Raw genomic sequence first — 24428 nt, 5'->3', positions numbered from 1 at the left:
CGCTCGGACAAAACTTCATTTTGTTTTTCCTCTTTACTCACAGCAAAGCTGTTCGTCTTGCGCTCAGGCAAAGTTTCACTTTGCTTATCTTCGCTCAGGTATGAAAATTGCTATGTTTAGCCCAGAAAATGGATTGATTAGTTGTCACGGCACAATTAAACTACGTCCAGCATAACCTAATATAAATGCGGCATTATTTGGAGAGTACGCATGAGTTCAGTGCAGTTTGATCATGTAACGGTCATCAAGAAATCGAATGTGTATTTTGGTGGGGCATGTATCAGCCATACAGTACAATTTGAAGATGGTACAAAAAAGACTTTAGGTGTAATTTTACCCACTGAACAGCCTTTAACTTTTGAAACACATGTACCAGAGCGTATGGAAATTATTTCTGGTGAATGTCGTGTAAAAATCGCAGATAGTACAGAAAGTGAATTATTCCGTGCAGGTCAGTCATTCTATGTCCCTGGCAATAGTACCTTTCTGATTGAAGCAGACGATGTACTTGATTATGTCTGTCATTTAGAAGGCTAACCTATTCCTTTCTAAATCGAGTACACTAGAGTCAATAGAAATCCTGTAAAGTCATTTTGCAGGATTTTTTTATTAAGTATTCTTGCGGAGCTATAATCGCTCCTCACCTGTAAAGTCACTTTGCAGGATTTTTATTTTTCAAAATTCCTAATTCTCTTTTTTGTAAAAGAGGAAGTGCTAAACGAGGTCGTTCATGGCAAAACCTGAATATTATTATGGCGTTCATTCGGTGGAGTCATTGTTGGAGTTAGAGCCTGAACGCGTTTTGACTTTATTTACATTAAAAGGTCGAGATGACCAGCGTTTGCAAAAAATCTTGCAGCTTGCTGAACCTTTTGGCATCAGTATTCAAAAAGCCAGTCGTGACAGTCTGGAGAAACTGGCTGGTTTACCTTTCCATCAAGGGGTAGTTGCCGCAGTTCGCCCACATCCGACCTTGAATGAAAAAGATCTGGATGAACTCATGCAGCAGTCTCCAGATGCGTTGTTACTGGCGCTTGATCAGGTGACTGACCCACACAATCTTGGCGCGTGTATTCGTACTGCGGCAGCGATGGGTGTTCAGGCGGTGATTGTGCCACGTGATCGTTCAGCAAGCTTGACGCCGACAGCGCGTAAAGTTGCAGCGGGTGGTGCCGAGAAAGTTAAGTTTATTCAAGTGACCAATCTGGCAAGAACCTTGGCACATCTGAAAGACAGCACACACACCCGTGTGATTGGTACCATGTTGGATGAAAAAGCATTGCCGATTCATCAATGTGATTTTAAAGGTCCTGTCGTGATTGTCATGGGTGCTGAAGATACGGGTTTAAGACCAATTACCCAGTCACAATGTGATCATACCGTGTATATCCCGATGTCGGGTGATCTGCAAAGTTTAAATGTCAGTGTGGCAACAGGTATGGCATTGTATGAAGCCTGCCGTCAACGTGGTGTATAATTTAAGCTCATATTGTTCTATGTAAGCCTAAATGACTGCTCGTACGCAAGGCTATTTCTTTGTCCTGATCACGATGTGTATTTGGGGCGGATTTACGATTTTTTCCCGCCTCAATGCACATTGGCATGTCAGTGTCTGGGATCTGGTGGCCATGCGCTTTGCCATTGCTTCCCTGATTTTATTGCCAGTTTTGATCTATAAAAAAGATCTGGCTTTTTTATGGAATCCGCGCCCCGTTATTTTGGCGCTGATTGGCGGACTGGTGTATTGCCTTACCGTCTATACCGCCTTTTTACATGCACCAGCCGCACATGCTGCCATTTTCCTGAATGGCTGTATTCCGCTATGTACCGCCGTCGCTGCCTATATCTTATTTAGGCAACCTTTTGATAAACATACTTGGGTGAGCTTAGTCATCATGATGAGTGCCTTGGTACTCATGAGCTATTTAATGCTGCATGATCAAGCCTCAGGATTGGGCGTCGGAGATCTACTTCTATTTGTCAGTGCAATCTGGTGGGGAATTTTCACTGTTTTGCTGAAACAGTGGAAGCTCTCTGCATGGCACGCAACTGCGGGTGTGGTGATCTGGTCTGCAATCATCTATCTCCCCATTTATCTTCTATTTATTCCCAAACATTTCCATGAAGCAGCACCTCTACATTTATTGATTCAAGGGCTTTTTCATGGTGTGCTGGTTGTTATTGTGGCAACGTTGACTTATGTGGCTGCCATTGAGCGATTAGGTGCATTTAAAACAGGCAGTATTGTTACCTTGGCACCCTTTATTGCCGCGATTATTGCAGTTCCTTTATTGAATGAACCATTGAATGCCGCGATTGTTTGTGGCCTGATCGGGATGGGGATTGGCGCATTGCAGCCATGGCGCTGGTTCCGTAAAGACAGCTTGGCTGCGCAGTTGGCTCAGCAGAAACAACCTTAGAAGGCGTGTTCTGCGCGTTGTAAATAACTCAAGTGCAATGGCTTAAGTTGCTGATGCAGATGTTCTAATAAGCCATCATTGATGACAATATCATTGGCAAGCTGTTGTTTTTTAACGCGGGGCATTTGTGCTGCAATGATTTTACGAATTTGCTCTTCGCTTTGACCATCACGCTGACTAGCCCGTTGTAACTGGGTTTGCTCATCAGCATCCACCAGCAAGGTATGATGCGTGAGTTCATGCTGGTTGGTTTCAAAAAGTAAAGGTGAAACCAAAATCACATAAGGACTTTCGGCCTGTTGTAACTGCTGAATAATAGACTGGCGAATGGCTGGGTGGGTAATTTTTTCCAGCGTTTGACGAGCTTCTGGAAACTGGAAAATATGCTCACGCAACGCTCTGCGATCTAAATTGCCATCTTCTAATAAAACCCAGTCGCCAAAGGCTTGTTGTATCGCTTGCAATGTAGGTTGACCTGGCTCAACCACTTCTCTTGCCACGATATCCGCATCGACGACAGTAATACCTTGGGATTCAAACCATTGTGTAGCAGCCGATTTTCCACTACCAATACCGCCTGTAATACCCAAGATAAAACTCATATTAACCACCTAAATAAACTTTCATGATCTGATCGCCCCATAAAAAGGCGATCCAGCCTGCAATTGCAATATAAGGACCAAATGCAAATGGCTGGTTTTCACCACGCATTTTCATCAAAATAATACCAATAATCGCACCCACCATTGAAGAGAGTAGCACGATTAAAGGCAGCAGCATTGGCCCCATCCATGCACCTAGGGCGGCTAACAGTTTAAAGTCGCCATAGCCCATGCCTTCTTTACCTGTGATTAATTTGAAAATGTAATACACGATCCAGAGGCATAAAAAACCAATGATATAACCCCAGATTGCCAGACTGGCAGAGGTATAAATGGCATAACTATTGATCCCTAAACCTAAGGCAGCTAGGGGAAGGGTAAAGCGGTCTGGCAGCAATTGGGTGTCAAAATCAATAAAGGTCAGGGTGATCAATACCCAAGTGAGCACTAAACCAAATAGCATCTTTAGAGTAGGGCCGAAAACAGCAACTACTACCAGCGAGCACAGCATGGTCAGCAGTTCAATGAATGGATAACGAATACTGATTGGATTCTGGCAGGTTCCACATTTACCCCGCAGCGCTAACCAGCTAATAACAGGAATATTCTGGTACCAGCGAATCGCAGAGTCGCATTTGGGGCAGGTCGAAGCGGGTTGACTCAAGGTCAGTTTACTTTGGTCAATTATCGGCTGTTCTGGATTAAGTAGCATCTGGCATTCCTGATGCCATTCTTGCTCCATCATCTTGGGGGTGCGGAAGATGACAACATTTAAAAAGCTGCCAATGCATAAACTAAAAAGCCCAACCGCAAGATAGAGTGCAGTTGGGTTTTCAATAAAATAATAAATAATTTGTTGCATGCGTATTAGACCACAGAACCCATTTGGAAGATTGGTAGATACATGGCAACAACGAGGCCACCGACTAAAATACCAAGTATAGCCATGATTAACGGTTCCATCATAGACGTTAAACCATCTACAGCATTGTCGACTTCGTTTTCATAATGAGTGGCAACCTTATCCAGCATACTGTCTAAAGCACCAGACTCTTCACCAATCGCAACCATTTGAATTGCCATCGAAGGGAAGCGGTTTGAAACACGCATGGCGAATTGTAGTTGCTGACCTGTCGCGACATCTTCACGAATTTTCATGACCGCTTCTTCATAAATGACGTTATTGGTCGCACCCGCAGTTGACTCTAGTGCATCAATCAGCGGTACACCTGCGGCAAATGTTGTGGCTAAGGTACGGCTATAGCGCGCAATAATCGCTTTATACACTAGATCCCCAAAAATAGGCGCTTTCAATGCCATTTTGTCCAGAAGATCGCGGAACTTTTTACTGCGTTTTTTTGCTTCCAAAAAGGCTGCAATGATTGCACCAATCACAATAATCAGGATAAACCAGTACTCTTGCATCCATTTGGACATATTCACCACCATTTTGGTGAACGCAGGGAGGTCTGCACCAAAAGAGCTAAACAAGTCCTGAAACACAGGTACAACTTTAACCATCAAAATAATGGTCACAATCACAGCCACCACAATAACGGTGGCTGGATACTTCATGGCCTTTTTAATTTTCTGTTTGAGCAGCTCACTTTTTTCTTTATAGATCGCAACGCGGTCTAACATGGTTTCGAGCGCACCTGATTGTTCACCGGATTCCACCAGCGAGCAGAACAGGTTATCAAAATATTGTGGGTATTTTTTTAAGGCGCCAGCAAAAGTATTACCGCCTTCAACTTCACCCTTGATCCCCAATACCACTTCACGCATAGAAGGATTTTCCAGACCTTCTGCAACGATTTCAAAGCCTTGTACCAGTGGTACACCTGCTTTCATCATGGTTGCCAATTGGCGAGTGAAAATGGTGATATCCAGCGTCGTGACTTTTTTCTTCATCAGACCTTCAAGAATATTCTTGCGTTTTTCCCGAATATTCTTAATGGTGACGCCTTGTTTTCGTAAGGTGACTTTCGCCAAAGCCATATTACGAGCTGGTAATTCCCCTTTAATTTTTGCTCCTTTCCGGTCGACCCCTTCATAAGCAAAAGTTGGCATCATTTGCGCTTTTTTAGCTGCCATGATTATTAATCCTTTTTATTGATTTTATTCACTTGTCACGCGGTTAATTTCCTGCAAAGAGGTAATTCCTTGCATCACCTTTCTTAAACCTGAACGACGTAAATTACTAAAACCTGCTTGTTCTGATGCGGCTGCAATTTGTAAGGCATTGCCGTCTTCCATAATAATTCTAGAAATTTCTGGCGTGACTTTCATGACTTCATAAACACCAACGCGGCCTTTGTAGCCTTCACGACATTCAGAACAACCCACAGGCTGAAAAATTTTGAAATCAGGATCAGCCATATCCTGTTCAGTAAAGCCAAGCTCTAAAAGGCTTTGTTTCGGTATGTCGATCGGTGTTTTACACTGAGAGCATAAGCGACGTGCCAAGCGTTGTGCAATCACCAGATTCACCGAAGTGGCAATATTAAAGGATGGTACGCCCATATTACGTAAACGGGTCAAGGTTTCAGGTGCGCTGTTGGTATGCAGTGTCGACATTACCATATGGCCTGTTTGGGCAGCTTTAATGGCAATTTCTGCTGTTTCCAGATCTCGAATCTCACCCACCATGATGATGTCTGGATCCTGACGTAAGAAGGCTTTCAATGCAGCAGAGAAGGTGAGGCCAGTTTTAGGATTGACGTTGACCTGATTAATCCCTTCCAGATTGATTTCGACAGGATCTTCGGCCGTGGAAATATTGGTATCTTCAGTATTTAAAATATTGAGACCTGTATATAACGAGACCGTTTTACCAGAACCCGTTGGGCCGGTAATCAGAAGCATGCCTTGAGGCTTATCCAGCGCTTCCATAAATAAAGCTTTTTGCTCATCTTCGTAACCGAGTGCTTCGATTCCGAGCATGGCGCTGGATGGATCAAGGATACGCAGCACCAGTTTCTCACCAAACAGCGTAGGCAGTGAGTTCACACGGAAGTCGATGGCTTTGGTTTTTGAGAGTTTTAATTTAATACGACCATCTTGAGGCATCCGTTTTTCCGAAATGTCCATTTGCGACATAACTTTTAAACGAGACGCTAAACGCGTTGCCATTTGTAAAGGCGGATTGGCAATTTGACGGAGTACACCATCAACGCGATAGCGAACCCGATACATTTTTTCATAAGGTTCAAAATGTAAATCGGATGCACCCATGCGAATCGCATCAATCAGTAATTTGTTGATATATTTAACAATCGGTGACTCATCGCCTTGTGGGGCATCGTCTTCTTCTTTTGCCGGATCCTGACTTACATCAATATCCAGATCAAAATCTTCGCTATCACCAAAGTCAAAACTCCCCGAATCCCCAAATTGTTGTTCAATCAGTTTTTCTAATTTAGTGTGTTCAACAATGATCGGTTCGATATTGAGCTTGGTGTTAAAGCGAATTGCATCCAGAGCTTCGATATTGGTCGGGTTACTGGTGGCAACGTACAGGATCTGGCCTCGTTGCAGTAGGGGAGCGACTCTATGTTTCTGAATCAGCTTATTGTCTGCCAGATCACGCGGCAGCAAGGCAGTATCGTAGACTGCCAGATCAAACAGAGGTTCGCCAAACTCGGCTGCAATGGTTTCAGCAATGGTAAGTGGCGATAAACGATGATGTTCAATTAAGTGTGCGACGATGTCTTGTTGTGCTCTTTTAGCAGCATCAATCGCTGATTGCATGGTTGCCGCAGACAGATGACTGTCTTCAACTAACCGTCGAATAAACCCCGAAAACTTTGGAGACGTATGTAATCCTGACATCTGTCCGCCTTATGACAATAAATGTTTATAATATGTATCCTAAAAATTATACTTTTGTTAGGCAAAAATGCCACTAGAGAAAGTGTCGTTTTTGCCTTGATTCATCGCTAAACTTTGAACTGATCGAGTTTTTTTACAAATTAATTTTATGTAATACGTTAATTTCTAAATTGATCCTATACTTTTTCCAGCCAGAAGCTTCTTGTTTTCAAATAAATACGAGAGCGATGTGCGTTGTAAAACAAAGCGTATTTTAGATTCAGATAAATTTTAAATTGATTTATATCTAAACAATAGAAAAAAACTGAATTTTATAAAAATCCGTGTAAAATATGCAGCATTTTTGAAAATTAACAGTAGGCGGGCTAAGTATGTCGAACTCGACCATTACCCCTTGGGTTGTTGGCAATTGGAAAATGAATCCAATGCATGCGAATGCTTTCCAACTAATAGAAGAATTTAAGCAGTTATTACAGCAGGACAATATTTCTCCTGAGCAATGTCATATTGGTGTAGCGCCAACGACGATTGCGCTGACGGGTGTCCACGCTCAGTTAAAAGATGCAGCCAGAGCCGTTTATACCGTGGCTCAGGATCTTTCTCGTGTGGCAGGTACAGGTGCTTACACAGGTGAAGTGAGTGCGGAACTGTTAAAAGACAGTCAGATTGAATATGTATTGATTGGACATTCAGAACGCCGTGAATTATTTGGTGACAATGTCGAAATATTAAAAGCAAAGCTGCAAAATGCCTTAAGTGCTGGTTTAACCGTGATTTATTGCGTCGGTGAAAGCTTGGAGCAACGTGAGCAGGGTGCAGCAGAGCAAGTCGTATTACAACAAATTTGTGATATTGCAGCGGTGGTAAAAGCTGAACAATGGCAAAATATTGTGGTAGCGTATGAACCGATTTGGGCAATCGGGACGGGTAAAACCGCGTCACCCGCAGATGCTCAGGCGATGCATGCAAAAATTCGTGAAGGCTTAAAGCAGATTACTGCATTTGGCGCAAATACTGCGATCTTGTATGGTGGTAGTGTAAAAGCTGAAAATGCGGTTGAATTGGCGGCATGTCCAGATATTAATGGTGCTTTGGTGGGTGGTGCATCTTTAAATGCGCAATCTTTTTACCAAATCGCAAAAGCATTTGCGCAAAGCAAATAACGAGGAATAGAGATGTATAGTTTTATACTCGTTGTACACATCATTCTAGCAATTTTGATTATTGCTTTGGTTCTGGTACAACAAGGTAAAGGTGCAGAAGCAGGCGCATCATTTGGTGGTGGCGGTGCTGCAACCGTATTTGGTGCTTCAGGCGCAGGCAACTTTTTAACTCGTATGACTGCGATTTTTACAGCGCTGTTTTTTGTCACCAGTTTGACACTCGCTGTGTTTGCAAAGAAACAAACCACAGATGCATATAGTTTGAAAACTGTTCAAACGACGACATCTGCGCCGGCAACATCGCCTGAAACTTCATCAAATGCACCTAAAACGGCTGAATAAGTCGATTTAGGACTTTCCTTTTTGTATTTAAAGGAATAGAATGCGTCCCACAAACTGCGGTGGTGGTGGAATTGGTAGACACGCTACCTTGAGGTGGTAGTGCTTTCGGGCGTGGGGGTTCAAGTCCCCCCTTCCGCACCAAACTTAATAACCAGTTAAGTTCGGTGTATGCAGTGTTTGTGTTGATGCGGGATGGAGCAGTCTGGTAGCTCGTCGGGCTCATAACCCGAAGGTCGTTGGTTCAAATCCAGCTCCCGCTACCATTTGATTAAGGTGCAACTTAATCAGACGGATATGAAGAAAACTTAAATTGACTTTTTTTCATATTTGTATATAATTTTTGCACGTTGATGCGGGATGGAGCAGTCTGGTAGCTCGTCGGGCTCATAACCCGAAGGTCGTTGGTTCAAATCCAGCTCCCGCTACCAAGTTTCTAAAAAGAGGCTCACAATAAGGTGGGCCTTTTTGCACAGTGGGCTAAGCTTTTCTGTGTAACATAGGGGCGATTTACGCCCTTTTTTATTGGTTGTTTAGCTATCGTGTAGTTGTTCGACATCAATTGGTCAAATAGTCGTGCTTCACTATACGGTTAAGATTGATTGGCTCGTATAAGAGCGACGAGAGTACATGAAATTATCAAATAAATCTCAAGCATTGCATGATCTTATTGCACCAGCTGTAGCTGCGTGTGGTGTAGATCTGTGGGGGATTGAATTCCTGCCACAAGGTAAGCGTTCTTTACTACGTATTTATATCGATAAAGTCGTAGATGAAAATGCTGAACCTGTCCTCAATGAAGATGGTGAAGTTGAACTCGGGCGTGGTATTGGCGTTCAGGATTGTGTTCTGGTAACACAACAAGTGGGTGCAATGCTTGATGTCCATGATCCAATTTCGGGTGAATATGCTTTAGAAGTATCATCACCAGGTTGGGATCGTCCATTTTTCCAACTTAATCAATTACCTGCCTATATCGGGCAACAAGTGGCTTTACGATTAATTGCTGCTGTCGAGAACCGTCGCAAATTTCAGGCGAAATTACTTTCTGTAGACTTGGAAAATGAAATCATTCAGGTCGAAGTTGAAGGTAATCATGTGCTTGAAATTGATAGTAATAATATTGATAAAGCAAATTTAATCTATCAAGACTAATATTAACTTAATTTTATAAGAAATCGGTAGGTGACTTATGGGCCGCGAAATTCTTACCGTTGCAGAAACGGTTAGTAATGAAAAAGGTGTTAGTCGTGAAGCGATCTTCCAAGCGTTAGAGCAAGCACTTGTTGCGGCAACGAAGAAAAAGTTTTACGAAGGCACACATTCTGAAGAAGCTCAACTCCGTGTTGAGATTGATCGTAAAACTGGTGATTACCGTACCTTCCGTCAATGGACAGTTGTTGCGGATGAAGATCATGAAATGCCAGCATGCCAAGACGCAATTTCTGATGTAGACCCTGCGAAATGGTCAATCGGCGATGTGCGTGAGCTTGAAGTTGAATCAATCGAGTTTGGTCGTATTGCTGCGCAAATCGCTAAACAAGTGATCGTACAGAAGATTCGTGAAGCAGAGCGTGCATTGGTTGCAGATGCGTATGAATCTAAAGTCGGTGAGTTGATTTACGGTGAAGTGAAAAAGCAAACCAAAGATGGCTTTATCATTGATCTTGGTGACAACGCTGAAGCTTACTTGGCGCGTGAAGAAACCATTCACAAAGAAATTTTACGTCCTAAACAGCGTATCAATGCAATTTTGTACAATGTAAACCGTGAAGGTCGTGGCGCACAATTATTATTGTCTCGCGCACGTCCTGAAATGCTGATTGCATTGATGAAGAAAGAAATTCCAGAAATTTCTGAAGAAATCATCGAAATTAAAGCAGCAGCGCGTCAACCGGGTGTTCGTGCTAAAATTGCAGTGAAAACCAATGACCATCGTATTGACCCAGTAGGTGCATGTATTGGTATGCGTGGTACACGTATCCAGGCTGTACAGCAAGAGTTGAACGGTGAGCGTATTGATGTGGTGGTGTGGTCTGATGATCCAGCACAATATATCGCAAGTGCGTTAGAGCCAGCTGATGTATCAGGTATTGTCCTTGATGAAGATGCACGTAGTGCTGACATCATCTTTGCGACCAATGATCAGTTAGCGCGTGCAATTGGTTCGCAAGGGCAAAATGTTCGTTTAGCATCTGAATTGACGGGTTATAAACTCGACATGATGTTAGAAGAAGAGTATCGTGCTCGTCAGCAAAATGAAGCACAGCAATATTTAGACATGTTTATTACACGTCTTGATATTGAAGAAGACTTGGCAATGGCATTGGTTGAAATGGGCTTCACTTCATTAGAAGAGATTGCTTACGTTCCAGCTGAAACATTTGACGAAATCGAGCTTGAAGCTGATTTGGTTGAATTGCTACAGAGTCGTGCGAAAGAAGCTGCTTTGACGGATGCATTGAAACAGCAAGAAAATATTCAAGAGCCAAGTGCAGAACTTCTCGGTATGGAAGGTATGACAACTGAGATTGCGTATGCATTGGCGGCGCGTGGTGTGGTTACTGTTGATGATTTGGCAGACCAGGCAACTGACGATATTTCTGATATCGAAGGTTTAGGTCATGACAAAGCGGGTCAGTTAATCATGAAAGCACGTGAATCATGGTTTAACTAGGAGATAATAGATGACGGACAAGTCGATTCAAGAGTTAGCACTCAGTGTAGAACGTCCTGTAGAGAAACTCCTGGAACAGGTTCGCGAAGCAGGCTTACCACAGCGTAAAGCAGATGACATTATTACCACTGAACAGCAAGATACTTTGGTCAATCACTTGAAAAAAGTACATGGTCAGGAAAGTGGTAACACAGGAAAGATTGCGTTGAAACGTAAAACAACGAGTACTGCTAAAGTTACAAGTACTTCAGGTAAAGCAAAAAGCATTAATGTTGAAGTTCGCAAGAAACAAGTTTTTGCTAAGCCAAATCCAGAGTTACTTGCAGCTGAAGCAAAAGCGCGTGTAGAAGCAGATGCTAAAGTACGTGCTGAACAAAAAGTACGTGATGAAGCAGATCAAAAAGCTCGTCATAGCGCTGAACAAAAAGCAAATGCAACATTAGAAGCAATGCGTGCAGCGCATACTTCTGATAGTTCAGGTCAAACTACTGCGAAAGCAGCTGTTGTGGTGAAAAAGCGTAATAGCGACAAGGTCATTAAAGCCCCTGTTGTTCGCCCTACAGAAACACCAGAACAGAAAAAAGCACGTGAAGAGCAAACTGCTCAGTTGAAAGCGACTGAAGAAGCAGTACGTCGTAAAGCAGCTGAAGAAGCGCAGCAACGTACGCTTGAGCAAATGCGTCAGATGGCATCAAAATATTCAAATGATGATGCAACTGCAACCATTCGTGTGATTGATGACTCACCTTTAGCTGCTGGTCTTGTTGGTCAGGCATATGAAGATTCTTTCAATAAGGAAGACCGTGAAATCAAACGCGGTGGCGCGACTGCAAACCCACGTGGTGGTAAGAAAGGCGGTCGTGGTGGCGATGCTCAGTCTGAACAAAGCTTTAGCAAGAGCCACCACAAGCGCGGCTTGAAAACAAGCCAAGCCAACAAGCATGGTTTTGAAAAGCCTGTGAAGAAACAGGTTTATGATGTAGAGATCGGTGAGAAAATCATTGTTGCCGATCTTGCACAGAAAATGGCTGTTAAAGTTCGTGAAGTCATCAAGACTCTCATGAAAATGGGTGAGCTTGTTACTCAGAACCAAGCGATTGATCAAGATACCGCTGTACTTGTCGTTGAAGAATTGGGTCACAACCCAGTATTAGTTTCTGATACACAAGCAGAAGATAACTTATTGGTTGCAGCTGAAGAAGCACGTGGTGAGCAAACAACTCGTCCACCAGTCGTTACAATCATGGGTCACGTTGACCATGGTAAAACGTCATTACTGGATCGTATCCGTCGCTCTAAAGTGGCAGCGGGCGAAGCGGGTGGTATTACTCAGCACATTGGTGCTTACCATGTTGAAACTGAGAAAGGCATTATTACTTTCTTAGATACACCGGGACACGCAGCGTTTACATCTATGCGTGCACGTGGTGCGAAAGCAACTGATATCGTGGTACTTGTTGTTGCTGCTGATGATGGTGTAATGCCACAAACAGCTGAAGCAATTGACCATGCGCGTGCTGCTGGTACGCCAATCATTGTTGCAATCAACAAAATGGATAAAGAATCAGCTGATCCAGATCGCGTATTAAACGAATTGACCACCAAAGGTATCGTACCTGAAGAGTGGGGCGGTGATGTTCCAATCGCTAAAGTATCTGCACACTCTGGTGAAGGTATCGATGGTTTACTTGACCTGATCCTGATTCAATCTGAATTGATGGAGCTTAAAGCTTCTGCTGAAGGTGCGGCACAAGGTGTTGTAATTGAAGCACGTGTTGATAAAGGCCGTGGTGCAGTAACGTCGATTCTTGTACAAAACGGTACATTGAACATTGGTGACCTTGTATTGGCAGGTTCATCGTATGGTCGTGTACGTGCAATGTCAGATGAAAATGGTCAACGTATCACTTCTGCCGGTCCATCAATTCCTGTAGAAATCTTAGGTTTACCAGAAGCGCCAATGGCGGGTGACGAAGTTCTTGTTGTTAATGACGAGAAGAAAGCACGTGAAGTTGCTGATGCTCGTGCAGACCGTGAACGTCAAAAACGTCTTGAGCGCGCAAGCTCGATGCGTCTTGAAAACATCATGGCATCAATGGGCAAAAAAGATGTTCCAACAGTTAACGTGGTACTCAAAACTGACGTACGTGGTACTTTGGAAGCATTGCATGTTGCACTTGATGAGCTTGCAACTGATGAAGTTAAAGTCCGTGTAATCGGTTCTGGCGTAGGTGCAATCACCGAGTCAGACGTAACGTTGGCTGAATCTTCAGAAGCAGTATTGCTAGGCTTCAACGTACGTGCGGACAATACAGCACGTCAAAAAGCTGACCAAGATGGTATCGATATTCGTTACTACAGCATCATCTATCAATTGATTGACGATGTGAAAGCTGCAATGAGCGGTAAGCTTGCACCTGAACACCGTGAGACAATCTTGGGTGTTGCTGAAGTGCGTGAAGTATTCCACTCAAGTAAGTTTGGTGCAGCAGCAGGCTGTATGGTACTTGAAGGTGTATTGCACCGTAACAAGCCAATTCGCGTATTACGTGATGACGTGGTTGTGTTCCAAGGCGAGCTTGAATCTCTTCGTCGCTATAAAGAAGTAGTTGAAGAAGTTCGTGCTGGTATGGAATGTGGTCTTGCAGTCAAAGGCTATAAAGACATCAAGGCACAAGACAAGATCGAAGTGTATGATGTTCAATTGATTAAACGGAGTCTTTAATGGCGGGTAGCCAACGCTTAAAGCGCATGGCGGATTCGGTACAACGTGAGTTGTCCGAGCTTATCCGTCAGGAGCTTAAAGATCCACGTCTGGGTGGTCTTGTGACCATCTCAGCCGTGAAAGTCAGTGCAGATATGGGATATGCTGAAGTATATGTCACTGTAATGGGCCGTGAACTTGGTGATGACCAAAGTGAAGCTGCAAATAAAGAAACCTTGGATGTCTTGAATAAAGCATCTGGTTTCCTGCGTCATGAGTTGAGTCGTCGTATCAAGACACGTATTACGCCAAGATTGCGTTTCCATTACGACAAGACCAATGCCTATGGTAACTATATGTTTGGTCTGATTGCTGAAGCGGTTAAAGATCTGCCTGAACAAGAGCAAGATGAACAAAAGTAAACAGATATAAAAAAGCCACCTTCGGGTGGCTTTTTTATGCGCTGAATAAAAGTGTTAATCTTTCTTCAAAGGATGACGACGATAGCGTTGCCAAGGAAGTGGGCGATTTAACGCTTCTGGTACATCACCACTGGTTGAGCGTAAACGTAAGTGGATGGCTGCTTGGGCCATCAAATTCGCTGATACTGGCGCAGTGATAAATGCAAATAAAGTAATCAGCAGCTCTGCAAAACCGAAACGGCCTTGTGTTGCTGAGAAGATCATCGCAGCGATCAGGAAGCTACCGAGACCCAGCGTACTGGATTTGGTCGGTGCGTGTAGACGCATAAATAAGTCTGGCAGGCGGATCATGCCGATCGAACCGACCAGCATAAAGAATGCGCCAAACACCACAAAGAATGAAATGATAATCTCAAAAATCAATTGCATGCTGGAGCTCCTTAATCAATCACGTGACCGGTTGTGAAATAGCGGGCAAGGGCAGCGGTTGAAACAAAGCCCAGCATTGCAACCAGAAGTGCGCCTTCAAATAAATTGGTGCTGACCCAATAAATGCCCAATACCACGATTAAACAGGTGGCATTCAGGAAGAGTGTATCCAGTGCCAGCAAGCGGTCAATCACAGAAGGGCCGACAATCAGACGAATCAAACACATGAACATGGAGATGGTAATCGCAATTAAACCAATACCCAATGCATAAGGTAAAATAGTCATTTGGTTGCTCCTTCTGCTGTAATCTTCACGTCAAAGATTTCGATTAAAGGTATTTCATAGCGCTTTTTGATGTCCTGAATATCCAGCTCGGCATTATCGGTACTGAGCGCATGCACCAGAATATCACCACGTTCCTGATCAATGCCCGCCGAAACCGTACCCGGTGTGGTGGTAATGATCATTGCCAGCAAGGTATTCACTTGTTCGTGCTCGGTGTCCAATGGAACGCGATACCATTTAGGATGCAATTGATCCATTGGTCCGAGTACCATTTTAGCAACACGGAAATTAGAGATCACGATATCCCAAAGCACCACAAAAACCAGTTTAATGGCAGGCGTCCAGTGAATATGTGGTGTTCTGGCAATAAATGGACTCACTAAACGTGCAATCCCGACTGCCAGAATCACGGCAATTAAAATATCAGTTGCATCCAGACTGTGAGCCAGCATTAGCCAGCTCAGGAAAATCAGAACAGACACAAATGGATGTGGGAACCAACGGTCAAGCAAAGATGATTTTTGCATTAGTGATCCTCCATTGGTTTTAACTGCGTGTTATTTGGAATGGTCGGTGCTTCTAAAACCTGCCCAGCGATTTGACGCTGTTTATATTCGGAAATATGTTCACCTTGTAAGGTCGGCTTGGAAATAATATCCGGAATCAATACTGCATTATGATCTTCTACTTCACCACCATATTTAGTTTCAGGCAAATAGCTTGGATCATAAGGCTGAACACTGATTGGACGACCTTGTGCATCATTTTTCAGAATGGTCTGGTTATACAATGCATGGTTCTGGATTTGCTGAGCAGTTGCTGTGGTATAGCTTTGTATTGGCGCAGCAAAAACCACATAGGCCATCAAGCTGGCAAGCAGGATGTAGATCGCCTTGTCATTACGTTTTGGTGCAACTTCAGGTAAGGCCTGATATTCAGCATAAGCAGCTTCTTTCTGGTCTTCTTCTGGAGGCGTTGCGCGCCAGAACAGAATAAAACCAACACGTGTCAGCGCGATAATGCTGAGCAAGCTGACAATCAAGATGACTGCAATGATCCAGCCTTGATATGGCGTTTCAGCTGTGGCTTGTAAAATAAAGACTTTGCCCAAGAAACCACTGAAAGGTGGTAAACCAGCCAACATTAACGCAATGATGAAATAGGTAAATGCTGCTGCTTTTTCCTGTTTGATTTTAGGTGCAACTTTCAAATGATCTTTGAAAGAACCACGTTGTGATGTCATCCAGCCACAGAATAAATAGAATGCGGCTGCGATTAAGGTACTGTGTACCAAATAATAGAGTGCCGCAGCCCATGCTGCTGTATTGAACATGGCAATTGCAATCAGCAAGGTACCAATCGATGACAACACCATAAAGCCGACAAAACGACGGAGACGTTCAGCACCAATTGCGCCAACCACACCATACAGTGAAGTAATTAAGCCTATGACCAATAAGCAATTCTTGAAAATGCTCTGTGCCATAGCATCATCAAACACGGTTCCATTGACACGTAAAATCGCGTAGATGCCGACTTTGGTCATAATGGTAAACAGTGCTGCAACAGGCGTACTGGCAACGGCATAGGTTTTTGGTAACCAGAAGCCGACAGGGAGCATGGCTGCTTTAATACCAAATACCACAAACAGTAAAAAACCACCTGCAATTGCAAGTTTGTGCTGATCACCATCCAAGGTCGGTACAAGACGACCGACATCGGCCATATTTAAGCTACCTACACTGCCATAGATCATCCCTAAACCGATCAGGAACAGGGCAGAGGCGAGCAGGTTAATGGTGACGTAGTGAATACCCAGTTGAAAACGTGGACGACCTTGACCGTGTAATAACAACACATATGAAGCCATCAACAGGATTTCAAAAAATACGAATAAGTTGAACAAGTCGCCTGTGAGGAATGCACCCGCGATTCCCATCAACAGGAAATGCACCATGGTATGGAAATAGCGTCCACGCGTGTCCCAGTTATCGCTTGCGAACCAGATTACAGGTACGGCAAGAAGATAAGTGAGCACTAGCATAAATGCAGAGAGTTGATCGAGAACCAGAACAATACCAAAAGGTGCAGACCATTCACTGAGTTGATAAACCGTGATTTGGCCGGTACTGGCAATCGCAAGATAACTGATTGCGGTGATCAGACCTAAAATTGCTGAACCCAGACTGATACCGCGACGCCAAGGTTGACGCCAATCGCGTTTTAAAGAACCTGCACCCGGATTACCCAGTAAGAGCAAGATAAAACTGGTAAAAGCCGGAATTAAAATACTGATAATCGGAGCGTGAGCGTGCCAGAAAGTATAAAAATCAAACATTATGGCTCATCCTCACGTGGGTCATAAGTCAAGGTGGGTTCTTCTTTCGAGTCGACATGATCAGTACCTGATTCATAACGGCTGCGTAAGGCAAGTTGCACAATAAATGCTGTGGTTGCAAAGCCAATGACAATAGCCGTCAAGACCAGTGCCTGTGGCAATGGATCGGTGACTTTAGTGGCTTGCGTCAAAACAGCAGGGGCGTTAATTTGCAAGCGCCCCATTGCGAACAGGAACAGGTTGACCGCATAACCAATCATGGCAAGGCCAAGCACAACAGGAAACGTTCTGGCACGTAGAATTAAATAAATACCTGTTGCGGTTAATAAACCAATCCCTGAAGCGAGTAAAAATTCAATACTAACCATTTTCTTTATCTCCACTTGGGATCGGGCCTGACATACTGGAGTGACGTGAGTCCCCCAAGACCGAGATCAATAACATGGCAGCCCCTACAACGGTAATATAGACACCAGTATCAAAGGCAACAGCCGATGCAAGGTGCATTTTTCCGAGTAAAGGTGCTTCCACATAAATATGTGCACTGGTGAGGAATGGACGTGCCCAGAACCATGCTGCAATACCAGTTAAACCAGCAATGGTTAAACCAGAACCAATCCACAATTCATAAAGACGTCCAGATTTGGCTTTGATCATCTGTTCAGTCTGGTCTTGTCCCAGCACGATGTACTGGATTACCAAGGCCATTGAGGTAATTAAGCCTGCAATGAAGCCACCACCTGGAAGGTTATGACCGCGCATGAAAATATACACACTCACCACAAGCGCAAGCGGCAAGATCCATGACGCAGTAATACGTAACATCAGTGGAGATGGGTTAAAACGATAAGTCAGGCCTTGTGTCATGGTCGTGCCATGCGCACGCATGCCATCCATCAAGCACAGCGCACCAATTGCCGCGATGCCCAGTACGGTGATTTCACCGAAGGTATCGAATCCACGGAAGTCCACGAGGATAACGTTGACGACATTTGATCCACCGCCAAGTGGAATCGCCTGTTGCATGAAGAACCATGAAATTGAATTATGGTCACGTGTCAGTAACAACCATGCAATCCAGCCAATCCCTAAACCGCCTGCGATTGCCAGACTTGCATCTCTCCAGCGACGTGAACGACTTGATTCATATGGCGTCAGTTGCGGTAATAACGACAGACTCATTAACAGTAAAACCGTCGTAACAACGTCTACGGTAATTTGGGTTAATGCAAGGTCAGGTGCAGACATGGTCACGAAAACCATGGTCACCACTAAACCAACCGCACCACTGATTAGAACCGCTTTGATTCGTTCATGATGGAACCAAAGCATCATCCAGCAACCAGAGAACAATGTGAGCCATAAAACGATAGCCACCCACGGTGCATGTGTCAGCTCTCGTGTACCTGTGGTGAGTCCCTGATTCAACAGCGGCAGTGCCACCATGACAATACTAAAGAGGACAATCCAGAGCAGATAGCTTTGCAGAGAACCATTTTCAGTGGTCTGCTTCATGCGGCGACTGCTGAGCAGTAAATGTTTCAGGAATAGATCGAATAGGACTCTGCCCTGAAATTTACCCAAATGAGGATCAAGATCAATCTTGCGAATGCGTCCGTCTTTCGCTAGTGCGAAATAGAACAATGCCCCACCAATCAAGGCAATCACACTCATTAGCAACGGTGCATTAATCCCATGCCAAATCGCAAGATGCACACCTTCAAATTCAGGTTGAGCCAGACTTGCACGCGTTACGCTATTCACGAGCGTGCCAGCGAGTAGGGCAGGGAGGATACCAACCAAGATACACAAAGTCGCAAGAATGATTGCAGGCAAGCGCATGCCTAATGGTGGTTCATGCGCATCTTTATTTGGAACCTGTTTACCAAGTGGGCCATCGAAGAAGACACCGTGAACCAGACGAATCGAATAACTCACCGCAAAAATACCTGCCAAGGTCGCAACGATCGCTGAGATCACCATGACTGGGCCAGATAGATTTGCCAGTAATTCAGTAAAGAACATCTCTTTGGAGATGAAACCATTGGTCAGTGGAACGCCTGCCATAGATGCAGCGGTGATCATGGTCAGAGTGGCAGTGAATGGAAGCAGTTGCCAAACGCCACTGAGCTTACGTAAATCACGTGTACCCGTTTCATGGTCGATAATCCCTGCAATCATGAACAATGCCGCTTTAAAGGTGGCATGGTTAATGATGTGGAATACAGCCGCTGCAACTGCGAGCGGTGAACCGATACCGAGTAAGCAGACAATCAGACCTAAATGACTGATGGTCGAATAAGCCAGTAACCCTTTGAGATCTTCTTTAAAAATCGCAAAACCTGCGGCCATACACAACGTGAATAAACCGACAAAAGTAACGATGTTGTGGTATAGCGCAGCACCAATAAAAATAGGCGCTAAACGTGCCAGCAGGAAAATCCCTGCCTTAACCATTGTTGCCGAATGCAGGTAGGCCGAAACAGGCGTGGGTGCCGCCATGGCATTGGGTAACCAGAAGTGAAACGGGAACTGTGCACTTTTGGTGAAAGCCCCAAGTAAAATTAACAGTAAGGTCGGAACAAAAAGCTCATGTTGCTGAATGGTATCTTTCATCAGCACCAGTTGATCAATTTGATAGGTGCCTGTGATTTGACCCAGTAAGACAAAGCCCCCCAGCATTGCCAAACCACCCATTCCTGTAATTGTAAGAGCCATACGGGCACCACGCTGGGCAGCATCATACTGACTCCAGTAACCAACCAGCAGGAAAGAGGAAATACTGGTTAACTCCCAAAACACCAATAACAGGATCAGGTTGTTGGAGAGTGAAATCCCGAGCATTGCTGCCATAAACAGCATTAATAATTGATAGAGTTTACTGAGCGAGTTCTTCGGGCTGAGATAATAATAGGCATAAATATAAATGAGTGTGCCGATACCGCTAATCAGCAGACCAAACAATAAACCTAATGCATCTAGGCGAAAACTAAGATTGATTCCAAGCTGCGGAAGCCAGTCCCAGCTTTGTTGCAGGGTATTGCCCTGAAGAACCGTTTCTGCCTGAGTAAGAAGTAAAATAAAACAGCTAAGGCTGATGCCAATCGCCCCAAGTGCCGTCACGCCCCGTGAAATACGTTGCAATTGTGAGACAAGGGTGGTGCCGAGTATGAGCGGTAATAGGATAATAATCGGTAGCACACTGGTATCCATGTCGATGATTTAGGTCGAGACCTAAGGGTGAATTTTTTTCAAGACTTACAGGCACTCAAAGAGAATACCAAAAACTTTAAATCTTGAAGCCCAATCAAGTTAACGGAGGCAGCAAGTTGTATTGCACAACTTGAAAATAAAAAATGAGATTTATTTTACTACAAAACATCAATAAAAATCTGATGTTATTACATGAAAATAACAACACTTTTTGTTTTAAACCACAGAATTATCCAGTTCGGGCAATCGATTAAAGTGGGCTCTCCTGAGGAGTGTCATCTATCTTGAGCAAGTTGATTAAATCGCTCTTTTCTTGTTCATTTAGACCCTGAATCTGATGAAATAAATCATCTACTTTGTTCGATAAAGGATCAGCTTGGAGCAAATTTTGTTGTTCGATTAAGCTCATTTCTTCTGCTTGCGCTAACTCTTGATACAAGGCAGAAAGTTGCTGTTGGGATGCTTCCAGATCGATTTCATAAACGCCTTTTTGATCCAGTTTCAGGCATTGGTATTGCGCAGCATGCTCCAGCAAAGCATCACGGTTGCCTGTGCTAATAATTTGCAGGCGAGGGAATGCTTCATGTAAGCGCGCCAGAATTTCAGCACACATATGCTGGTCGAGCTGATGATCAATCTGATCAATCAGCAAAATGCCTTCACCTTCCAGACAGGGATTAAAACAATGCTGATTCAATAAACACAATCGTCGGCTAATATCTCCCACCAGCGCAATCCATGCTTTCATGGAAGCAGACAGCAGTTGAAATGGCAGCGTCTTTTCCTGATAGCGCACCATTAACTGAAGTTTAGGAACGTATTGAATGTAAATATCATTCAGTTCGGGAAAAACAGTTTGCAGACTGCCTTTCAAGGCATACAAATTCGGTGCAGATAACTGTTTAGGATGATTGACCAGTTCCTGCTGCAATTCTTGCAAAATTTCTGACTGGTTTTGCTGATTAAAATCGTTGCCCATTAAGCGTCTGACAATGTGAGCCGAATGCGCATTCTCCACATCACTGATTTCACGCAACCATTCAAAAAAACGCGCAAAAGTGGTGTAAGGAATTGCTGTTAGATCATAGGCGGCAATTTCCTGCAAAGTTCCCGGCGTATTTTTACTTTGTAAATTAATATCTTGTACAAAACGCTCAGCGGGATAATAGGCGATCAATGGCAAGCCAAGTAGTGGATCCTGCTGATTGGTTTTCTGGTACAGCGTTACCAGTTGGTCGAGTTGCTGGGTTTCCACCTGACTGATGCCAACACCTTGTGCATTGAAAGTTTTGTACAATTTCCACATGCAGGTTTGTGTATCTTCGGCCTGTGCATTACTACTTTCAGGCAAAGCGCCATTCAGCTCGCTGCTCATGCGGACATGAATCTGGATTTTAGCTTGTAGTCTATTTAACAGAATATCCTGATCGGCAATCACGACCCCAGCGGTGCGTATATCTTTATAGCGTGCAGAAAACCAGGTCAGGCTTTGGTAGATATTTTTTAAAATCGTGCTTTTACCAGTGGCCTGATCACCCAGAATCAAGGTAATGGGGTGTTGTTCAGGATAGAAATCGAGTTTTAAATCCCGAAACATCCCGATGTGTTTAAATAGAACCGATTCAAGTTGCATAAGCTGACCTCAATCATGAGCGCTTTAACCTGCTGACTGACGAAGACTTGAGGGCGCCCGCTGTTTTAATTGTTGTATTAAGTCGTATAAATGATGAATATTTAAACTTACTTTAGCACGCGTGCAGGCCACGTAAAGTAGTCTTAACTCTTCATCTGTAATTTTATGTTCCATACCATTTATTTTAAATTGGTAATCGTCTTCAATATGAACCCGATTCCATTCCAGACCTTTGGCTTTGTGTGCAGTTGAAATGACATAATCCGCCTGTTCAATCGGCGTAATTTTTGCCAATGCTTTTTTCAGCGGTTCAGTCCCATGATCATCAACCAGCTTCACTAAAGGCTTGATATCGCTACCATCATTGGTTTCACAATATTCATGCACATCATGCCATGAGTTGAACCAAGCCAGTTCAGGCACATCGGTAATTCGTTTACCTTGTTTAAGCAAACTTGCGGCATCGACAAAGCGGCTGAGTTTCTGATGATCAGCTTGCAGGCTGACTTTATCACCATGCACCAGACCAGAAAGCAGTAACTCCATCGCGCGGGCATTGGTACGGCAGAGGATGGCATCACGCATTTTGGTGTGTGGTTTATTCACCACACTCGATTTTACATTTGGATTACCGAGTAAGGGAACGGTTTCATTCAATGCACCGAGTAAGCTGTTGGCAACATCGGCAATCGCTTCACCAAAACGGAAAGAGGTGGTGAGACGACTTTCAGGCAAAGGCATTTGTTGCATGGCATTGATTGCACCACGCCATGCATAGATTTGCTGATGCGCATCACCGACATAAATCACTTGGGTACTTTTTTGACGCAGTAAAATGCCCAACATCAATGGGTCTGCATCTTGTGCTTCATCGAACAGCACATAATCTGCAGGAATATTCGGTTCTGATAAGGCCCATAGTTTCAGGTAAATATCATGCCCGATTCCAGCCTGATGATTCGGATCAATCGATTCCAGCCAACGGCGTTCTACCGCAGGATAAAGGTGTTGCTGTAAGGCTTCAATATCATCCAGATGTAACCAGCTCGGTGCCTGAATATGACGTGGGGCAGGGTATTGGGAACTGGTCGAACAAAAGTAGCTCACCGCATTGGCCACCAGACTGGCTAGACGGCTGGGCATCAACACATATTTTTCATAACGTCCGCCCATTAAGCGACGCAGAGTAATTGGCTCTAAGCGATATTCTTTGGCAATAAAACTTGGGCTGAGACGGGGCAGACGTAACTTGTCGGTGACTCCACGTGGAACACTGCGAAATGCCAGTGAGTGGAAGGTACGACAGTTTACGTTGCCATGAAATTTATTCTGTGCTTCTGAAGCAATCGCCTTGTTAAAGGCCAGATACATACCACGCCGTTCAGGCATGGCATCACTGATCATTTGCAAAGTGGTGGTTTTACCTGTGCCAGCATACGCAATCACTTTAAAAGATTGACCTAAACGGGCATTGTCTATGGCAATCGCTTGCTCATAGGTGGCTTTTGGTTTTTCTATATTTGACACAGGCTCTATTTACGCTTCTTTACTACGGTTCGCTTTTTCAACTAAACCAGACAAACCTTGGCGACTTGCCAGCTCATCTAGTACCACTTGCGGATCAAGGTCGAAATAACCCAGCATGACAATACTGTGGAACCAGAGATCAGCGACTTCATAAACCAGATCGTGTTTATTTTCCAGTGAGGCATGTACTGCATAATCTTTGGCAGCGATAATGCTTTCGACACTTTCCTCACCGACTTTTTCTAAAATTTTATTGATGCCTTTTTTGTACAGGCTGGCAACATAAGAGTTATCTGCTTCGGCATTTTTGCGTTCTTGCATCAAACGCCCGAGATAAGCAAGCACATCCACCTGTTCACTTTGAACGTGATCATGTGCTTCAACTTTTGCAGATGCGCCGTAAATCGCTGTCGGATCTTTGAGTTGGGTATCTACGATTTCCCAACCTTGTGGGGTGAGCTTGCGATAGAAGCAAGATTCACGGCCCGTATGACAGGCAATGCCACCATGCTGTTCAATTTGTAGAATAATGACATCGGCATCGCAATCCAGACGAATTTCATGCACGGTTTGAAAGTGCCCAGACTCTTCGCCTTTGTGCCACAACTTTTGACGTGAACGCGAGTAATACACCGCCTGATTTTTTTCAGCAGTGAGTTGCAAAGCCTCACGATTCATCCAAGCAACCATTAACACTCGACCAGTTTGATGATGTTGTGCAATGGCAGGAACAAGACCATTGGAATCAAATTTAACTTCATCTAACCAGTTTGACATGAGTGAAAATCCATTGGGTGGAAAGCAGCTAGTGTAGCGTTTGTGGCTGGGGTTGGCTATGCTTGT

The 24428-nt window shown here is 44.1% G+C and carries 22 protein-coding genes and 3 tRNA genes; 12 read left to right on the top strand and 13 right to left on the bottom strand.

Annotated features, from left to right (window positions below; genetic code table 11):
• The first annotated feature begins 210 nt into the window (after positions 1-210).
• From ppnP to IEV36_RS13770, 3 genes are all read left to right on the top strand, one after another.
• Positions 211-537 carry a pyrimidine/purine nucleoside phosphorylase gene (gene ppnP / locus IEV36_RS13780; RefSeq protein WP_004774082.1) on the top strand — a complete coding sequence of 109 codons (327 nt, stop codon included), beginning with the start codon at positions 211-213 and terminating at the stop codon, positions 535-537.
• A gap of 193 nt (positions 538-730) precedes the next feature.
• Positions 731-1477, top strand: a complete 747-nt coding sequence (gene rlmB / locus IEV36_RS13775; protein WP_004774084.1) for a 23S rRNA (guanosine(2251)-2'-O)-methyltransferase RlmB — start codon at positions 731-733, stop codon at positions 1475-1477.
• 31 nt (positions 1478-1508) lie between these two features.
• Positions 1509-2420: a DMT family transporter gene (locus IEV36_RS13770; RefSeq protein WP_005255479.1), complete on the top strand. Its 912-nt coding sequence runs from the start codon at positions 1509-1511 to the stop codon at positions 2418-2420.
• On the opposite strand, the gene coaE is transcribed toward IEV36_RS13770, so the two are convergent.
• From coaE to pilB, 4 genes are read right to left on the bottom strand one after another with little or no spacing between them, the layout of a single operon-like run.
• Entirely contained in the window at positions 2417-3022 is a 606-nt protein-coding gene (gene coaE / locus IEV36_RS13765; RefSeq protein ID WP_005255477.1) for a dephospho-CoA kinase, read from the bottom strand. The two genes, IEV36_RS13770 and coaE, sit on opposite strands and share 4 nt — an antisense overlap.
• A 1-nt stretch (position 3023) precedes the next feature.
• Positions 3024-3884, bottom strand: coding sequence for a prepilin peptidase (locus IEV36_RS18905; protein ID WP_005255469.1), 861 nt, complete (start codon positions 3882-3884; stop codon positions 3024-3026).
• A gap of 5 nt (positions 3885-3889) precedes the next feature.
• Complete coding sequence (locus IEV36_RS13755) at positions 3890-5116, bottom strand: type II secretion system F family protein (protein ID WP_004774089.1); 1227 nt, start codon at positions 5114-5116, stop codon at positions 3890-3892.
• 24 nt (positions 5117-5140) lie between these two features.
• A complete protein-coding gene (gene pilB, locus IEV36_RS13750; protein WP_004774090.1) occupies positions 5141-6853 on the bottom strand; it encodes a type IV-A pilus assembly ATPase PilB in 1713 nt (570 codons plus the stop codon).
• A gap of 371 nt (positions 6854-7224) precedes the next feature.
• On the opposite strand from pilB, the gene tpiA reads away from it, so the two are divergent.
• The 9 genes from tpiA (at position 7225) to IEV36_RS13705 (ending at position 14158) form a co-directional block, all read left to right on the top strand.
• The gene (gene tpiA / locus IEV36_RS13745; RefSeq protein WP_004774091.1) at positions 7225-8016 is read left to right on the top strand and encodes a triose-phosphate isomerase; all 792 of its coding nucleotides are present in this window, start codon (positions 7225-7227) and stop codon (positions 8014-8016) included.
• Positions 8017-8028: 12 nt separating this feature from the next.
• Positions 8029-8358, top strand: coding sequence for a preprotein translocase subunit SecG (gene secG / locus IEV36_RS13740; RefSeq protein ID WP_005255466.1), 330 nt, complete (start codon positions 8029-8031; stop codon positions 8356-8358).
• A 56-nt stretch (positions 8359-8414) separates the two neighbouring features.
• A tRNA-Leu gene (locus IEV36_RS13735) sits at positions 8415-8499 on the top strand.
• A 45-nt stretch (positions 8500-8544) separates the two neighbouring features.
• A tRNA-Met gene (locus tag IEV36_RS13730) sits at positions 8545-8621 on the top strand.
• 88 nt (positions 8622-8709) lie between these two features.
• Positions 8710-8786 (top strand) — tRNA-Met (locus IEV36_RS13725).
• 199 nt (positions 8787-8985) lie between these two features.
• The gene (gene rimP, locus IEV36_RS13720; RefSeq protein ID WP_004774094.1) at positions 8986-9510 is read left to right on the top strand and encodes a ribosome maturation factor RimP; all 525 of its coding nucleotides are present in this window, start codon (positions 8986-8988) and stop codon (positions 9508-9510) included.
• A 37-nt stretch (positions 9511-9547) separates the two neighbouring features.
• On the top strand, positions 9548-11032 hold the full coding sequence (nusA, locus tag IEV36_RS13715; protein WP_004774096.1) for a transcription termination factor NusA: 1485 nt from the start codon (positions 9548-9550) through the stop codon (positions 11030-11032).
• Between the two features lie 10 nt (positions 11033-11042).
• Complete coding sequence (gene infB, locus IEV36_RS13710) at positions 11043-13757, top strand: translation initiation factor IF-2 (RefSeq protein ID WP_004774098.1); 2715 nt, start codon at positions 11043-11045, stop codon at positions 13755-13757.
• Positions 13757-14158 (top strand): ribosome-binding factor A, encoded by a 402-nt coding sequence (locus IEV36_RS13705; protein WP_004774100.1) that lies wholly within the window; start codon positions 13757-13759, stop codon positions 14156-14158. The genes infB and IEV36_RS13705 overlap by 1 nt, the downstream gene beginning before the upstream one ends.
• A gap of 54 nt (positions 14159-14212) precedes the next feature.
• Here the strand turns inward: IEV36_RS13705 and IEV36_RS13700 are convergent, their stop codons facing one another.
• The 9 genes from IEV36_RS13700 to hisIE form a co-directional block, all read right to left on the bottom strand.
• Entirely contained in the window at positions 14213-14587 is a 375-nt protein-coding gene (locus IEV36_RS13700; RefSeq protein ID WP_004774101.1) for a Na+/H+ antiporter subunit G, read from the bottom strand.
• An 11-nt stretch (positions 14588-14598) separates the two neighbouring features.
• Positions 14599-14874: a monovalent cation/H+ antiporter subunit F gene (locus IEV36_RS13695; RefSeq protein ID WP_004774102.1), complete on the bottom strand. Its 276-nt coding sequence runs from the start codon at positions 14872-14874 to the stop codon at positions 14599-14601.
• Positions 14871-15401 (bottom strand): Na+/H+ antiporter subunit E, encoded by a 531-nt coding sequence (locus IEV36_RS13690; RefSeq protein ID WP_005255463.1) that lies wholly within the window; start codon positions 15399-15401, stop codon positions 14871-14873. The genes IEV36_RS13695 and IEV36_RS13690 overlap by 4 nt, the downstream gene beginning before the upstream one ends.
• Positions 15401-17212 (bottom strand): monovalent cation/H+ antiporter subunit D, encoded by a 1812-nt coding sequence (locus IEV36_RS13685; protein WP_005255461.1) that lies wholly within the window; start codon positions 17210-17212, stop codon positions 15401-15403. The genes IEV36_RS13690 and IEV36_RS13685 overlap by 1 nt, the downstream gene beginning before the upstream one ends.
• A complete protein-coding gene (locus tag IEV36_RS13680) occupies positions 17212-17580 on the bottom strand; it encodes a Na+/H+ antiporter subunit C (RefSeq protein ID WP_004774108.1) in 369 nt (122 codons plus the stop codon). Before IEV36_RS13680 ends, IEV36_RS13685 begins: the two co-directional genes overlap by 1 nt.
• Positions 17573-20425, bottom strand: a complete 2853-nt coding sequence (locus IEV36_RS13675) for a monovalent cation/H+ antiporter subunit A (RefSeq protein ID WP_005255459.1) — start codon at positions 20423-20425, stop codon at positions 17573-17575. The genes IEV36_RS13680 and IEV36_RS13675 overlap by 8 nt, the downstream gene beginning before the upstream one ends.
• 250 nt (positions 20426-20675) lie before the next feature.
• Positions 20676-22058 carry an ATP-binding protein gene (locus IEV36_RS13670; RefSeq protein ID WP_005255457.1) on the bottom strand — a complete coding sequence of 461 codons (1383 nt, stop codon included), beginning with the start codon at positions 22056-22058 and terminating at the stop codon, positions 20676-20678.
• Between the two features lie 24 nt (positions 22059-22082).
• Positions 22083-23585, bottom strand: coding sequence for a UvrD-helicase domain-containing protein (locus IEV36_RS13665; RefSeq protein ID WP_004774114.1), 1503 nt, complete (start codon positions 23583-23585; stop codon positions 22083-22085).
• A gap of 9 nt (positions 23586-23594) precedes the next feature.
• Positions 23595-24362 carry a bifunctional phosphoribosyl-AMP cyclohydrolase/phosphoribosyl-ATP diphosphatase HisIE gene (gene hisIE, locus IEV36_RS13660; protein WP_005255455.1) on the bottom strand — a complete coding sequence of 256 codons (768 nt, stop codon included), beginning with the start codon at positions 24360-24362 and terminating at the stop codon, positions 23595-23597.
• Positions 24363-24428: the final 66 nt, after the last annotated feature.

It is taken from the genome of Acinetobacter vivianii (assembly GCF_014635885.1).
In the GTDB taxonomy this organism is placed as follows: domain Bacteria; phylum Pseudomonadota; class Gammaproteobacteria; order Pseudomonadales; family Moraxellaceae; genus Acinetobacter; species Acinetobacter vivianii.
The sequence above is the reverse complement of the archived record's forward strand: the minus strand, read 5'-3'. Positions and strand labels throughout refer to the sequence as shown.

Bases quoted from the DNA above. Each gene is read 5' to 3' on its own strand.
- rimP (WP_004774094.1), top strand. From the start codon at position 8,986: ATGAAATTATCAAATAAATCTCAAGCATTGCATGATCTTATTGCACCA.
- tpiA (WP_004774091.1), top strand. From the start codon at position 7,225: ATGTCGAACTCGACCATTACCCCTTGGGTTGTTGGCAATTGGAAAATG.
- rlmB (WP_004774084.1), top strand. From the start codon at position 731: ATGGCAAAACCTGAATATTATTATGGCGTTCATTCGGTGGAGTCATTG.
- IEV36_RS13700 (WP_004774101.1), bottom strand. From the start codon at position 14,587: ATGCAATTGATTTTTGAGATTATCATTTCATTCTTTGTGGTGTTTGGC.
- nusA (WP_004774096.1), top strand. From the start codon at position 9,548: ATGGGCCGCGAAATTCTTACCGTTGCAGAAACGGTTAGTAATGAAAAA.
- IEV36_RS13675 (WP_005255459.1), bottom strand. From the start codon at position 20,425: ATGGATACCAGTGTGCTACCGATTATTATCCTATTACCGCTCATACTC.
- IEV36_RS13705 (WP_004774100.1), top strand. From the start codon at position 13,757: ATGGCGGGTAGCCAACGCTTAAAGCGCATGGCGGATTCGGTACAACGT.
- ppnP (WP_004774082.1), top strand. From the start codon at position 211: ATGAGTTCAGTGCAGTTTGATCATGTAACGGTCATCAAGAAATCGAAT.
- IEV36_RS13770 (WP_005255479.1), top strand. From the start codon at position 1,509: ATGACTGCTCGTACGCAAGGCTATTTCTTTGTCCTGATCACGATGTGT.
- IEV36_RS13670 (WP_005255457.1), bottom strand. From the start codon at position 22,058: ATGCAACTTGAATCGGTTCTATTTAAACACATCGGGATGTTTCGGGAT.
- IEV36_RS13685 (WP_005255461.1), bottom strand. From the start codon at position 17,212: ATGTTTGATTTTTATACTTTCTGGCACGCTCACGCTCCGATTATCAGT.
- IEV36_RS13690 (WP_005255463.1), bottom strand. From the start codon at position 15,401: ATGCAAAAATCATCTTTGCTTGACCGTTGGTTCCCACATCCATTTGTG.
- IEV36_RS13755 (WP_004774089.1), bottom strand. From the start codon at position 5,116: ATGGCAGCTAAAAAAGCGCAAATGATGCCAACTTTTGCTTATGAAGGG.
- pilB (WP_004774090.1), bottom strand. From the start codon at position 6,853: ATGTCAGGATTACATACGTCTCCAAAGTTTTCGGGGTTTATTCGACGG.
- IEV36_RS13680 (WP_004774108.1), bottom strand. From the start codon at position 17,580: ATGGTTAGTATTGAATTTTTACTCGCTTCAGGGATTGGTTTATTAACC.
- IEV36_RS18905 (WP_005255469.1), bottom strand. From the start codon at position 3,884: ATGCAACAAATTATTTATTATTTTATTGAAAACCCAACTGCACTCTAT.
- secG (WP_005255466.1), top strand. From the start codon at position 8,029: ATGTATAGTTTTATACTCGTTGTACACATCATTCTAGCAATTTTGATT.
- coaE (WP_005255477.1), bottom strand. From the start codon at position 3,022: ATGAGTTTTATCTTGGGTATTACAGGCGGTATTGGTAGTGGAAAATCG.
- IEV36_RS13695 (WP_004774102.1), bottom strand. From the start codon at position 14,874: ATGACTATTTTACCTTATGCATTGGGTATTGGTTTAATTGCGATTACC.
- infB (WP_004774098.1), top strand. From the start codon at position 11,043: ATGACGGACAAGTCGATTCAAGAGTTAGCACTCAGTGTAGAACGTCCT.
- hisIE (WP_005255455.1), bottom strand. From the start codon at position 24,362: ATGTCAAACTGGTTAGATGAAGTTAAATTTGATTCCAATGGTCTTGTT.